Raw genomic sequence first — 12,995 nt, forward strand, 5'->3', positions numbered from 1 at the left:
CTCCCAGCGGCGCCGGCTACAATCGCGTGGTCATTGGGGAGTAGCCGCTCTTCACCTTGAAGAGGCCCGCGTCAACACACTTGTCCGTTCCCGGACATGGCGCAGGCAGTCCCGCACCTGGCAAGACCTTTGACCACGATGCTCCGCTGTGAGGCCGGGGTGCGTCGTGGTCAAACGCGTTCTGTGCCGGCCCGCGAAAGTTTCCCCACATGGAATCCCTGCTCGTCTCCACCGGTGTTGTTGCGCTCGCTGAAATCGGCGACAAGACGCAACTCCTGGCCTTCATCCTCGCCGCGCGTTTCAAGAAGCCGCTGCCCATCATCGCCGGCATCCTGCTGGCGACCATCGTCAACCACGGCCTGGCCGGTGCGCTGGGCGCCTGGATCACGGCGCAGGTGAGTCCTGAAATCCTGCGCTGGGTGCTGGGTGCCTCGTTCATTGGCATGGCGATCTGGACCCTGATCCCCGACAAGATCGAGGAAGAGGAAACCCAGGTGGCGCAGAAGCTGGGCGTGTTCGGCGCCACGCTGATCACCTTCTTCCTGGCCGAGATGGGCGACAAGACGCAGATCGCCACGGTGGCCATGGCCGCGCACTACGCGACGCCGCTGCTGGTGGTGATCGGCACCACCCTGGGCATGCTGATCGCCGACGTGCCGGCGGTGTTTGTCGGCGACCGCCTGGCCAACAGGATCCCGATGAAGCTGGTGCACTCGATCGCCGCGGGCATCTTCGCCGTGCTGGGGGTGGCGACCCTGCTGGGCGCAGGTTCCAGTCTCGGCTTCTGACCGGCGCCGGGCGGTTCTGGGGCGCCCATGGTAGCCTCGCGCCCGGCATCTCAAGGAAGAGCGCGGGTATACCGCGCAGGAATCAGGACACCATGGGTTCAGTCGGAGGCTGGCGCCAGGCGCCAGCGGTGCGGGACATTGCCGCCGGGCTCAAAAGCTGGCCCATCGTCAGCTTCATGGCGTTGAGCGACGTGCGCGCCCGCTACAAGCGCAGCGTGCTCGGGCCACTGTGGCTCACGCTGGGAACGGCCATCGGCTCCATGGGGCTGGGCCTGCTCTGGAGCGAGCTGATGAAGGTGCCCGCGGCGCAGTTCGTGCCGACGCTCACCGCGGGCCTCATCCTGTGGCAGTTCATCGCCGGCGTGCTGAGTGAATCGAGCACGGTCTACGCGCGCCAGGCCTCGGTGATCCGCAACCTCAGCCTGCCGCTGTCGATCTACCCGCCGCAGCTGGTGCTGCGCCACCTGGTGAACCTGGTGCACAACCTGCCCATCTTCCTGATCGTGGCGCTGGTGTACGGCGTGCCCGTGAGCTGGCAGACGCTGCTGGTGCTGCCGGCGATGCTGCTGCTGACGCTCAACCTCTACTGGGTCTGCGTGGTGGTCAGCATCCTGGGTGCCCGCTTCCGCGATCTGGAATACATCATCGGAGCGGTGCTCCCCCTGCTGATGTTCATCAGCCCGGTGTTCTACCGGCCCAACTACCTGCCGTTCAGCGAGACGATCCTCTGGTTCAACCCGCTGTCGCATGCCATTGAGCTGGTGCGCTCGCCGCTGCTGGGTCACGCGCCGCCGGACTTCGTGATCTGGTCCAACCTGGGGGGCTTGGCCGTCGGACTGTGCGTGGCGCTCTGGCTGTTCAACAACAAGCGCGACCGCATCGCGTTCTGGATCTGAACCATGGCACGGCTGACCCTGAAGAACGTGACGGTCCAGTACCCGATCTACAACAGCCGCAGCTTCTCGCTGCGCAACCAGATCATGCGGGTGAGCACCGGTGGGCGCATCGAGAGCGAGGCCGGGCAGGTGAGTGTGGTGACTGCGCTCAAGGACGTGTCCTTCGACCTGCGCGACGGCGACGCGGTGGCGCTGATGGGGCACAACGGCGCCGGCAAGAGCACCATGCTGCGCACCCTGGCGGGGGTCTACACCCCGATCTCGGGCCAGATCGTGCGCGAAGGCCGCGTCTCGACCATGCTGGAGCTCGGCGCCGGCATCGACGGCGAACTCTCGGGCTACGAGAACATTACCCGCATGGGCGTTTTGCTGGGCATGAGCCTCAGGGAGATCGAGACCCATGTGCCGGACATCGAGCAGTTCTGCCAGCTCGGTGACTTCCTGCGCCTACCGGTGCGCACCTACTCGTCGGGCATGTCGACCCGGCTGATGTTTGCGGTGGCGACCACAGTGCAGCCTGACATCCTGCTGGTCGACGAGATTTTCGGCATGGGCGATGCCGAGTTTCAGGTCAACGCCAAACGGCGCATGGAGAGCCTGATCGAGAAGGTCGGCATCTTCGTCTTCGCCACCCACAACGATGAGCTGATCGAGCGCTACTGCAACCGCTTCTTCCGCCTGGAGCACGGCAACGTGCGCGAGATGACGCGCGACGAAGCCCTGGCCGCCCACTACGCGGCCACCGGGCGCGCAGCCCCGCCTCAGTAATGCGGCGGCAGCTCGTCGCGCAGGCTGCGGAAGCCCGCCGGCTGCGACTCGTCGTTGCGCTGCCGCAGCTGCGCCACCTCGTGGATCAGCATCGCGATCTGGTCGTGCTGCCGCGCCACCATGGTGTTGAGCGTCTCCACCAGATCGTCCAGGTAGCTGATCTTGATTTCCAGCTGCGTCAGCCGCTCGCTGTCGGCCGTGTTCATGCCGGCAGGAAACCGTCGACCGAGAGGTAGCGCTCGCCGGTGTCGTAGTTGAAGCCGAGCACGCGGGCGTTGGCCGGCAGTTCGGGCAGCTTCTGTGCGATCGCCTGGAGCGTGGCGCCCGAGGAGATGCCGACCAGCATGCCTTCCTCGCGCGCGCAGCGGCGCGCCATCTCGCGCGCCGGTTCGGCGTCGACCTGGATCACGCCGTCGAGCAGTTCGGTCTTGAGGTTGCCGGGGATGAAGCCGGCGCCGATGCCCTGGATGGGGTGGGGCGCCGGGCTGCCGCCGGAGATCACCGGCGAAGCCACGGGCTCCACCGCGAACACCTTGAGCTGGGGCCACGCCGCCTTGAGCACCTGGGCACAGCCGCTGAGGTGGCCGCCGGTGCCGACGCCGGTGATCAGCACGTCCAGCCCGTCGGGGAAGTCGGCCAGGATTTCCTGTGCCGTGGTCTTCACATGCACCGCGATGTTGGCCGGGTTGTTGAACTGCTGCGGCATCCAGGCGCCGGGCGTGCTGGCGACGATTTCTTCGGCGCGGGCGATGGCGCCCTTCATGCCCTTTTCGCGCGGCGTCAGGTCGAAGCTGGCGCCGTAGGCCAGCATCAGGCGGCGGCGCTCGATGCTCATGCTGTCGGGCATGACGAGGATGAGCTTGTAGCCCTTGACAGCGGCCACCATGGCCAGGCCGATGCCGGTGTTGCCCGAAGTCGGTTCGACGATGGTGCCGCCCGGCTTGAGTGCGCCCGAGGCCTCGGCGTCTTCCACCATGGACAGGGCGATGCGGTCCTTGATCGAACCCCCCGGGTTGCTGCGCTCGGACTTGATCCACACGCTCTGGCTGGCACCGGCGAACAGGCGGTTGATGCGGATGTGCGGTGTGCCGCCGATGGTCTGGAGGATGTTCTGGGCTTTCATTCGGGGTCCTTGGTTTGCAGGTCGATGGAGGCGGAGTTCATGCAGTAGCGCAGGCCGGTGGGCGCGGGACCGTCCTCGAACACGTGACCGAGGTGGGCGCCGCACTGGCTGCACACGGTTTCGGTGCGCACCATGCCGTGGCTGCGGTCGGTGATCTCGGTGATGGCGCCGGGGATGGCCTTCCAGAAGCTGGGCCAGCCGCAGCCGGCGTCGAACTTGGTGCCCGAGTCGAACAGGTGGTTGCCGCAGCAGACGCAGTGGTAACTGCCGTCGGCCCAGATCTGCTCGTACTTGCCCGTGAACGGGCGCTCGGTGTAGGCGTGCCGCGTGACCTGGAAGGCCGCAGGCTCGGCGCCTTTCTCGGCGAGCAGCTCGCGCCACTCGGCCTCGGTTTTCTGGATAGGGAAATTGCTCATGGCGGTGCTCCGGAACACCCGGGTCGGGGTGGAGCGGGCATTGTGCCTGCAGGGCGGCGAACGTGCTGCGCGTCAGCCCTGGTCCACCGTGGTTTCCATCAGGCAGCGGCGCACCAGCGGCGGTGCCTCGCCGATGTGGAAGGCCAGCTTGCGCAGCCGCAGCGCTTCGTCGGCGGCGGTGACGCGTTCGAAGCGCCGCAGGTGGTCGGTCCAGGATTCGTCCACGATCATTTCGACGAAACGCCCGGGTTCGTTGAGGTCGTGCAGCAGCTCCCAGGAGAGCGCGCCGTGGCGCAGCCGGCCGCTGCGGCCCTCGGTGAGCATCAGCTCCCGGAATTCGGCGATCCGGGCCGGGTCGATCTGGTACTCGATGGTGATCAGCACCCGCCCGTCCGAGGGCGGCGCATCGTTGGTCGGCAGCGTAAAGACCCTTCGGGGCGTGAGGTCCGACGGCTGGCTGGTGTCCGGCCGGAACCGGTTGACGCCCCACATGACCAGAAGGCCGGACACCGCGGCGATACCCAGGCAGGTGCGCACGTCGGTGGCCGTGGCGATCTGGCCCCACAGCGCAGCGCCCCCGGCGCTGGCGCCCATGATGGCCATCTGGTAGATGGACATGCCCCGCGCCCGGACCCAGTCCGGCAGGTTCATCTGCATGGACACGCTCAGGGTGTTGGCGGTGGTGATCCAGGCCGCGCCGCCCAGGAACATGGCCGGTACCGCGAGCCAGGGCGAGGCGACCACCGCCATCACCGCCATCGAGGCGGCCTGCAGCGCGGCGCCTCGGACGACAAGGCCGTCGCGGGTGTAGCGCTTGCGCAGCCGCGGCAGAAACGCTGTGGAGGCGATGGCGCCGGCGCCCATCGAGGCCAGCAGCAGGGTGAACATGCCGGCGCCACCGCCGTCCATGCCCCTGGCCAGCAGGGGCAGCAGGGCCATCAGCGCGGTGGAATGGAAGAAAAAGATGGCGATGCGCAGCAGCGCGCCCTTGAGCGTCTCCGACTGCAGCACGTGTTGCAGCCCCACCCGCATGGCAGACAGCAGGCGCTCGCGGCCCAGCGGGTTGGGCACGTGCTCACGCTGCCAGCGGCTGATGATCACCGCTGCCCCGAGGGACAGCACGGCGTTCAGCAGGAAGACCCAGGCGCTGCCCGCACTGGCGATCAGGGCGCCGGCCAGCAGCGGTCCGAGGATGCGGGACGCGTTCATCGACACCCCGTTCAGGGCCAGGGCCGCCGGCAGCTGCTGGCGCGGCACGAGCTCTGGAACGATGGCGGCGAACATCGGCCAGCGCATGGCCAGACCGACGCCGTTGGCGAAGGTCAGGGCCAGCAGCACCACGGGGGTGACCATGTCGAGGAACACGAGCACGCTCAGCACCGAGGCGATGGCCGCAACCCAGAGCTGCGTGACGAGGAAGTAGCGCTTGCGGTCCAGCCCGTCGGCCAGCGCGCCGCTGGGCAGGCCCAGCAGGAAGACCGGCAGGGTCGACGCGGTCTGGACCAGGGCCACCCAGATGGGCTTGCTGGTCAGGGAGGTCATCATCCAGGCGGCCGCCACATCGTTCATCCACATGCAGACGTTGGCAAACAGCCAGGCGATCCACAGCATGCGGAAGTCCAGGTGCTTCAGCGGTGCCACCGGCGAGGTGTCGGGAGGAGAGTCGGGCATGCGCGGCGGGAGAAAGTGACAGCCTTCGACTCTGGCACAGGACGCGGCGCGGGGCCTACGTGGAAGTACGCAGAAGCGCCCCCGCGGAGTCCCGCGGAAGACGCACAGACCGCCCGCCCATGCTGGGAAGCCCGCCCGGTTTCGGGCATGATGTGGGGTTTCAAAACGAACGACCGTTCTTTTTTGAGCGGCACACACAGGAGATACCCCATGCTGGGCCAGATGCAAAGCCAACCGCTGCTGATTTCCAACCTCATCGTTCACGCGGACCGCCACCACCACAGCACCGAGATCGTCTCGCGCCGGGTCGAGGGCGACATCCACCGCACCACCTGGGGTCAGATCGCCGCCCGCGCACGCCGCGTGGCCAACGCGCTGGACAGCCTGCACCTGTCGTTCGGTGACCGCGTGGGCACCCTGGCCTGGAACGGCTACCGGCACCTGGAGCTGTACTTCGGCGTCAGCGGCTCGGGTCGCGTGCTGCACACGCTCAACCCGCGCCTGCACCCCGAACAGCTGGTCTGGATCGTCAACCACGCCGACGACCGCGCGCTGTGCTTCGACATGAGCTTCCTGCCCCTGGTGCAGGCCGTGCACGCCAAGTGCCCGGGCGTCAAGCACTGGATCGCGCTTTGCGACGCCGACAAGCTGCCGGCCGACACCGGCATCCCCGGTCTGCTGAGCTACGAGGCCTGGATCGGCGGTGCCGCCGACACCTACACCTGGCCCGAGTTCGACGAGAACTGCGCCTCCAGCATGTGCTACACCAGCGGCACCACCGGCAACCCCAAGGGCGCCGTGTACTCGCACCGTTCCACGCTGCTGCACGCCTACGGCGCCGCGCTGCCCGATGCGCTGGGCTGCTCGGCGCGCGATGCCATCCTGCCCGTGGTGCCGATGTTCCACGTCAACGCCTGGGGCCTGCCGTATTCGGCCGCGGCCGTGGGTTGCAAGCTGGTCTTCCCCGGCCCCGCGCTCGACGGCAAGTCGGTCTACGAACTGATCGAGGGCGAGCAGGTCACCATGGCCGCGGGCGTGCCCACGGTGTGGCAGATGCTGTTGGGCCACATGCAGGCCGGTGGCCTGAAGTTCAGCACGCTCAAGCGCACCGTCATCGGTGGCTCGGCCTGCCCGCCGGCCATGATCGCGGCCTTCAACGACCAGTACGGCGTCGAGGTGCTGCACGCCTGGGGCATGACCGAGATGAGCCCGCTGGGCACGGTCTGCACGCTCAAGAACGCGCAGGTCGCGCTGCCGGAAGACGAGAAGATGAAGGTGCGCCTCAAGCAGGGCCGCCGCGTCTTCGGCGTCGACTTGAAGATCGTCAACGAGCTGGGCGAAGAGCAGCCCTGGGACGGCAAGGCCTACGGCGACCTGCTGGTGCGCGGCCCCTGGATCATCGCCAGCTACTTCAAGGGCGAGGGCGGTGACCCGCTGCAGTACGACGCGGCCGGCCGGGGCTGGTTCCCCACTGGCGACGTGGCCACCATCGACGCCGACGGTTTCATGCAGATCACCGACCGCAGCAAGGACGTGATCAAGTCCGGCGGTGAATGGATCAGCTCGATCGATGTGGAGAACATTGCGATGGCGCACCCGGCCGTGGCCATGGCGGCCTGCATCGGCATGAAGCACCCGAAGTGGGACGAGCGCCCCATCGTGGTGGTGGTGAAGAAGCCTGGCACCGAGGTCACGCGCGAGCAGCTGCTGGCCTTCTACGAGGGCAAGATCGCCAAGTGGCAGGTGCCCGACGATGTGGTGTTCGTCGATGCGATCCCGCTGGGCGCGACCGGCAAGATGCAGAAGATGACGCTGCGCCAGCAGCTCGCCGGTTACAAGTTGCCGGGGCTCTGAACCCGTCGCGCAGGCGACCTGCGGCGCTACGGAAGTGCAAGCAGAGTCGCCTGTGCGATAGCGTTTAGGGCATTCCCTGAGCGCCGTGCGGAGGTCCGACGCTACGCTGGGGGCTTCACTTTCTCCAGGAGATGCCACGTGAAGTTCGCACACCAGTCTGTCGCCGCCGCAGCCCTTGTCCTGGCCTTCGGCGCCGCCCACGCCCAGAAGGGCGAGACCGTCAAGATCGCCTGGATCGACCCGCTCTCGGGCCTGATGGCGCCGGTCGGTTCGAACCAGCTCAAGAGCTTCCAGTTCTTCGCCGAGAAGTTCAGTGCCAACAACCCGGCGGGCGTGAAGTTCGAGGTCATCGGCATCGACAACAAGCTCAGCCCGGCCGAGAGCCTGAACGCCTTCAAGGCCGCGCTCGACCAGGGCGTGCGCTACATCACCCAGGGCAACGGCTCGTCGGTGGCCGGCGCGCTGATCGACGCGGTGAACAAGCACAACGAGCGCAACCCGGGCAAGGAGGTCATCTTCCTGAACCACTCGGCCGTGGACCCCGACTTCACCAACAGCAAGTGCAGCTACTGGCACTTCCGCTTCGACGCCGACACCTCGATGAAGATGGAGGCGCTGACCACCTTCATGAAGGACAAGCCCGACGTCAAGAAGGTGTACCTGCTCAACCAGAACTACTCGCACGGCCACCAGGTGGCGAAGTTCGCCAAGGAAACGCTGGCCCGCAAGCGCCCCGACGTGCAGATCGTCGGCGAGGACCTGCACCCGCTGGCGCAGGTGCGCGATTTCGCTCCCTACATCGCCAAGATCAAGGCCTCGGGCGCCGACACCGTGATCACCGGCAACTGGGGTTCCGACCTGGCGCTGCTGGTCAAGGCGGCCAACGAGGGCGGCTACACCGGCAAGTTCTACACCTACTACACCGGCGTCACCGGCACGCCGACCGCGCTGGGCACCGGCGCCGAAGGTCGCGTGTTCCAGATCGCCTACAACCACTACAACATGGGCGGACAGGTGGGCAAGTGGTCCGACGAATTCAAGGCCAAGTTCAAGGACGACTTCTACACCGGCTCGGTGATCCACATCTACAACGCGCTGAGCACGGCCATGGCCAAGGCCAAGTCGACCGACCCGGTGAAGGTGGCGGCCGCCATGGAAGGCCTGAAGTTCAACAGCTTCAGTGGCGAGGTCGAGATCCGCAAGCTGGACCACCAGTTGCAGCAGCCGCTGTTCCTGACGGTCTGGCAGAAGGCCGACGCCAAGTATCCGTACAGCCCGGAGAACACCGGCATGACGCTGGCACCGGTGAAGGAGTTCCCGGCCTATGTGTCGAGCACGCCGACGAGCTGCGAGATGAAGCGGCCAGGCTGAGGAAGCACCCCCCGCGCAAGCTTTGAACCACCCCCGCGCCGCTTCGCGTCACCCCCTCCAGGGGGCAGCGCGAGCGGCCCGGCAAAGCCGGTTCCGCCGCGCTCTCGATGCAGACACCTCGCGCCGGCTGCTTGTTTGTTGACGCGATCATGTGTGCCTGAGCGAGCCATACTTGGCTCGCTTCATTTCTCTTCTCCCAACTCCTTCGCCCTCGAAAGGCCTGCTTCATGGAGTTCTTCATCATCTCCATGCTCAACGGCGTGAGCTACGGCTTGCTGCTGTTCATGTTGAGCTCGGGGCTGACGCTCATCTTCAGCATGATGGGCGTGCTCAATTTCGCGCACGCCAGCTTCTACATGGTCGGCGCCTATGTGGGCTACACGCTGTCGGGGCTGATCGGTTTCTGGCCGGCGCTGGTGGTGGCGCCGCTGGTGGTGGGCGCCCTGGGGGCGCTGTTCGAGCGTCTGTCGCTGCGCAAGGTGCACAAGTTCGGCCACGTGCCCGAGCTGCTCGTCACCTTCGGTCTGTCCTACATCGTGCTGGAGCTGGTGCAACTGGTCTGGGGACGCACGGCGGTCGAGTTCTCGCCGCCCGATCTGCTGCGAGGTCCAGCCTTCACCCTGGTGCACCACGCCAACGACAGCCTGGGCCTGGTGCTCGGCGCCGCCGGTCAGGCGGTCTGCAGCGCCGAGGGCGTGATCTGCACACCATTCCCCGCCACGCGCGCCTTCATGATGGGCATCGCGGTGCTGATGCTGGTGTCGCTGTGGCTGCTGCTCACGCGCACGCGCATCGGTCTGGTGATCCAGGCGGCGCTGACACACCCCGAAATGGTCGAGTCCCTCGGCCACAACGTGCCGCGTGTGTTCATGCTGGTCTTTGGCGCGGGCACCGGGCTGGCCGGGCTGGCGGGCGTGATCGGCGGCAGCACCTTCGTGACCGAGCCGGCCATGGCCGCTACGGTGGGCTCGGTGATCTTCGTGGTGGTGGTGGTCGGCGGCATGGGCTCGCTCTCGGGTGCCTTCCTGGCCTCGCTGCTGATCGGTGTGATCCAGACCTTCGCGGTCGGCATGGACCATTCCTTCGTCAGCGTCGCGCAGCAGCTGGGCATGCAGCTGTCCGATGCGGCGCTGAACAACTCGGTGCTCAAGCTCACGCTGTCGCAGGTGGCGCCGATCCTGCCCTACCTGTTCCTGGTGCTGATCCTGATCTTCCGGCCCAAGGGTCTTCTGGGTACGCGAGAAGGCTGATCCGACATGAGCAAGACGCACTACGAATTCAAACCCTGGAACGTTGGCCGCTGGATTGTCTGGTCGCTGTTCGCCATCGTGCTGGCCGTGGCACCGATGCTGTTCACCAGCAACCTCTCGGTCACCATGTTGACGCAGATGGGCATCGCCATCATCGCCTGCCTGTCCTACAACATCCTGCTGGGGCAGGGTGGCATGCTCAGCTTCGGCCATGCGGTCTACACCGGCCTGGGCAGCTACGTGGCGATTCACGCGCTCAACGCGGTGTCGGACGGGCAGTGGCCGATCCCGGTCAGCCTGATCCCGGTGGTCGGGGGCTTCGCGGGCCTGTTCTTTGCCATCCTGTTTGGCTACGTGACGACCAAGAAGGCCGGCACGCCGTTCGCCATGATCACGCTGGGCATGGCCGAGCTGGTGTTCGCGATGTCGCTGATGTTCTCGGACTTCTTCGGCGGCGAGGCCGGCGTCTCGGGCAACCGCGTGGTGGGCCAGCCCTTCATGGGCATCAGCTTCGGCCCGCCGGTGCAGGTGTACTACCTGATCGCGGTCTACACCTTTGTCTGCGTGGCGCTCATGTTCGCCTTCACCCGCACGCCGCTGGGTCGCATCCTGAACGCGGTGCGCGACAACCCCGAGCGTGTCGAGTTCATCGGCTACAACACGCAGAAGGTGCGCTACCTGGCCTTCATGATCGCCGGCTTCTTCGCCGGCATCGCGGGTGGCCTGGGCGCGATCAACTTCGAGATTGTGACGGCCGAGGTGGTGGGCGCGGCGCGCTCCGGCGGCTACCTGCTGTTCACCTTCCTGGGCGGCGCAACGTTCTTCTTCGGCCCCATCATCGGCGGCGTGCTGATGGTGCTGGCCGCGGTGCTGCTGTCGGAGCTGACCAAGGCCTGGCTGCTCTACCTGGGCCTGATCTTCCTGTTCATGGTGATGTACGCGCCGGGCGGCATCGCCAGCCTGATCATGATGAACCTGCGCGTGGCCGCGTTCGGCCGGCTGCGCGAGATCTGGGTGTCCTACCTGGTGCTGGGCGTGACGGCGGTGCTGGTGCTGCTGGGTGCCGGCTCGATGGTCGAGATGATCTACCACCTGCAGCTGAACGCAGCCATGGGCGACACGGTGAAGTACCTCGGCGTGGAACTCAACACGCGCGCCGGCACCACCTGGTTCGGCGCGGTGTTCGTCACGCTGACCTGCCTGGGCGTGTTCGAGATCGCGCGGCGCCAGTTCGCCGCCCAGTGGTCGGCGATCCAGACCGACATCGAGAAAGAAATCAAGCGCCGGGAGACGGAATGAACACCGCGAGCAACACCCCCGTGCGGCCGCACGAGCAGGCCATGAGCCATGTGCATTCGGGTGGCTACGCGTTGGAGCTGAAAGGCCTGCGCAAGAGCTTCGGCAAGACCGACATCATCCGCGGCGTCGATCTGGCGGTGCGCGCGGGTGAGCGTGTGGCCATCATCGGCCCCAACGGCGCGGGCAAGTCCACGCTGTTCAACCTGATCTCCGGCCGCTTTGCCCCCAGCAGCGGCGAGGTGGTCCTCAACGGCACCCGCATCGACGGCAAGAAGCCTTTCGAGATCAACCGGCTCGGTCTCTCGCGCAGCTTCCAGATCACCAACATCTTCCCCAAGCTCAGCGTGTTCGAGAACCTGCGCTGCAGCGTGCTTTGGAGCCTGGGCTACCGCTACACGCTGTTCCGCTTCCTGGCCGACCTCACCGATGCGAACGACCGGGCCGAGGAGCTGATGAAGATGATCCGGCTCGACAGGAAGCGCGACACGCTGGCCATGAACCTGACCTATGCCGAGCAGCGCGCGCTGGAGATCGGCATCACCATCGCCGGTGGCGCCAACGTGATCCTGCTGGACGAACCCACGGCCGGCATGAGCAAGAGCGAGACCAGCCGCTTCATCGAGCTGATCCGCGAGGTGACGGTGGGCAAGACCCTGCTGACCGTGGAGCACGACATGGGCGTGGTCTTCGGCCTGGCCGACAAGATCGCGGTGGTGGTCTATGGCGAGGTGATCGCCTTCGACACGCCCGAGGCGGTGCGCGCGAACCCGAAGGTGCAGGAGGCCTACCTGGGATCGGTGCTGGCCGACGAACAGGCCGCCTCGGTCGGTCACTGAAGGAGGCAACACCATGCTGAAGATCCAGAACCTGCACGCCTACTACGGCAAGAGCCACGTGCTGCACGGCGTGGGCTTCGAGGTGGGGAAGGGCGAGATCGTCGCATTGCTGGGCCGCAACGGCTCGGGCCGATCCACCACCGCCAAGGCCATCATGGGCCTGGTCGACTGCGAGGGCACCATCGACTGGAAGGGCCAGGCCATCCGCGGCCACAAGCCCTTCGAGATCGCCCACCGCGGCATCGGCTACGTGCCCGAGAACCGCGACATCTTCCCCAAGCTCACGGTGCACCAGAACCTGCTGCTGGGCCAGAAGGGCAGCGGCAAGGGCTCGCGCTGGGGCTTCGACGACATGTACGCCATGTTCCCGCGCCTGAAGGAACGCCAGCACACCGAAGCCGGCGTGCTCTCGGGCGGCGAGCAGCAGATGCTGACCCTGTGCCGCACGCTGATGGGCGCCCCCGACCTGATCATCATCGACGAGCCGACCGAGGGTCTGGCGCCCAAAATCGTCGAGCTGGTGGGCGAGTACCTGCAGAAGCTCAAGGCGCGCGGCATCTCGGTGCTGCTGATCGAGCAGAAGCTGACCATCGCGATGGCGATCTCGGACCGGGCGCTGGTGATGGGCCATGGCAGCATCGTGTTCGAGGGCACGCCCGACAGTCTGCGCGCCGATCCGTACACCCGAAAAGAGTGGCTTGAGGTCTGACTCTCTTGCGACAG

Annotated in this window: 13 protein-coding genes and 1 riboswitch; of the genes, 9 read left to right on the top strand and 4 right to left on the bottom strand. The window is 66.5% G+C overall.

Annotation, left to right across the window (positions count from 1 at the left end):
• Window positions 1–23: 23 nt before the first annotated feature.
• Window positions 24–193, top strand: a riboswitch (yybP-ykoY riboswitch).
• A gap of 16 nt (window positions 194–209) precedes the next feature.
• From HFL01S_RS07680 to HFL01S_RS07690, 3 genes are all read left to right on the top strand, one after another.
• The gene (locus HFL01S_RS07680; RefSeq protein ID WP_066256926.1) at window positions 210–788 is read left to right on the top strand and encodes a TMEM165/GDT1 family protein; all 579 of its coding nucleotides are present in this window, start codon (window positions 210–212) and stop codon (window positions 786–788) included.
• 92 nt (window positions 789–880) lie between these two features.
• Complete coding sequence (locus HFL01S_RS07685; protein WP_066256928.1) at window positions 881–1,684, top strand: ABC transporter permease; 804 nt, start codon at window positions 881–883, stop codon at window positions 1,682–1,684.
• Window positions 1,685–1,687: 3 nt separating this feature from the next.
• On the top strand, window positions 1,688–2,452 hold the full coding sequence (locus HFL01S_RS07690; protein WP_066256931.1) for an ABC transporter ATP-binding protein: 765 nt from the start codon (window positions 1,688–1,690) through the stop codon (window positions 2,450–2,452).
• Here the strand turns inward: HFL01S_RS07690 and HFL01S_RS07695 are convergent.
• From HFL01S_RS07695 to HFL01S_RS07710, 4 genes are all read right to left on the bottom strand, one after another.
• The gene (locus HFL01S_RS07695) at window positions 2,446–2,658 is read right to left on the bottom strand and encodes a SlyX family protein (RefSeq protein ID WP_066156450.1); all 213 of its coding nucleotides are present in this window, start codon (window positions 2,656–2,658) and stop codon (window positions 2,446–2,448) included. The genes HFL01S_RS07690 and HFL01S_RS07695 overlap by 7 nt on opposite strands.
• Window positions 2,655–3,575 (bottom strand): cysteine synthase A, encoded by a 921-nt coding sequence (gene cysK / locus HFL01S_RS07700; RefSeq protein ID WP_066256933.1) that lies wholly within the window; start codon window positions 3,573–3,575, stop codon window positions 2,655–2,657. The genes HFL01S_RS07695 and cysK overlap by 4 nt, the downstream gene beginning before the upstream one ends.
• Window positions 3,572–3,991 carry a peptide-methionine (R)-S-oxide reductase MsrB gene (gene msrB, locus HFL01S_RS07705; protein WP_066256937.1) on the bottom strand — a complete coding sequence of 140 codons (420 nt, stop codon included), beginning with the start codon at window positions 3,989–3,991 and terminating at the stop codon, window positions 3,572–3,574. The genes cysK and msrB overlap by 4 nt, the downstream gene beginning before the upstream one ends.
• A gap of 72 nt (window positions 3,992–4,063) precedes the next feature.
• Window positions 4,064–5,662 carry an MFS transporter gene (locus HFL01S_RS07710; protein WP_066256940.1) on the bottom strand — a complete coding sequence of 533 codons (1,599 nt, stop codon included), beginning with the start codon at window positions 5,660–5,662 and terminating at the stop codon, window positions 4,064–4,066.
• A gap of 210 nt (window positions 5,663–5,872) precedes the next feature.
• Here HFL01S_RS07710 and HFL01S_RS07715 point away from each other — a divergent pair, with 210 nt between their 5' ends.
• The 6 genes from HFL01S_RS07715 (at window position 5,873) to HFL01S_RS07740 (ending at window position 12,981) form a co-directional block, all read left to right on the top strand.
• Window positions 5,873–7,516, top strand: coding sequence for a 3-(methylthio)propionyl-CoA ligase (locus tag HFL01S_RS07715; protein WP_066256943.1), 1,644 nt, complete (start codon window positions 5,873–5,875; stop codon window positions 7,514–7,516).
• A gap of 138 nt (window positions 7,517–7,654) precedes the next feature.
• The gene (locus HFL01S_RS07720) at window positions 7,655–8,887 is read left to right on the top strand and encodes a branched-chain amino acid ABC transporter substrate-binding protein (protein ID WP_066256946.1); all 1,233 of its coding nucleotides are present in this window, start codon (window positions 7,655–7,657) and stop codon (window positions 8,885–8,887) included.
• 227 nt (window positions 8,888–9,114) lie between these two features.
• Window positions 9,115–10,137 (top strand): branched-chain amino acid ABC transporter permease, encoded by a 1,023-nt coding sequence (locus HFL01S_RS07725; RefSeq protein ID WP_066256949.1) that lies wholly within the window; start codon window positions 9,115–9,117, stop codon window positions 10,135–10,137.
• Window positions 10,138–10,143: 6 nt separating this feature from the next.
• Window positions 10,144–11,436: a branched-chain amino acid ABC transporter permease gene (locus HFL01S_RS07730; RefSeq protein ID WP_066256953.1), complete on the top strand. Its 1,293-nt coding sequence runs from the start codon at window positions 10,144–10,146 to the stop codon at window positions 11,434–11,436.
• 41 nt (window positions 11,437–11,477) lie between these two features.
• Window positions 11,478–12,272, top strand: coding sequence for an ABC transporter ATP-binding protein (locus HFL01S_RS07735; RefSeq protein WP_066257052.1), 795 nt, complete (start codon window positions 11,478–11,480; stop codon window positions 12,270–12,272).
• A 13-nt stretch (window positions 12,273–12,285) separates the two neighbouring features.
• On the top strand, window positions 12,286–12,981 hold the full coding sequence (locus HFL01S_RS07740) for an ABC transporter ATP-binding protein (RefSeq protein ID WP_066256956.1): 696 nt from the start codon (window positions 12,286–12,288) through the stop codon (window positions 12,979–12,981).
• Window positions 12,982–12,995: the final 14 nt, after the last annotated feature.

Source organism: Hydrogenophaga flava NBRC 102514, assembly GCF_001571145.1.
Lineage (GTDB): Bacteria > Pseudomonadota > Gammaproteobacteria > Burkholderiales > Burkholderiaceae_C > Hydrogenophaga > Hydrogenophaga flava.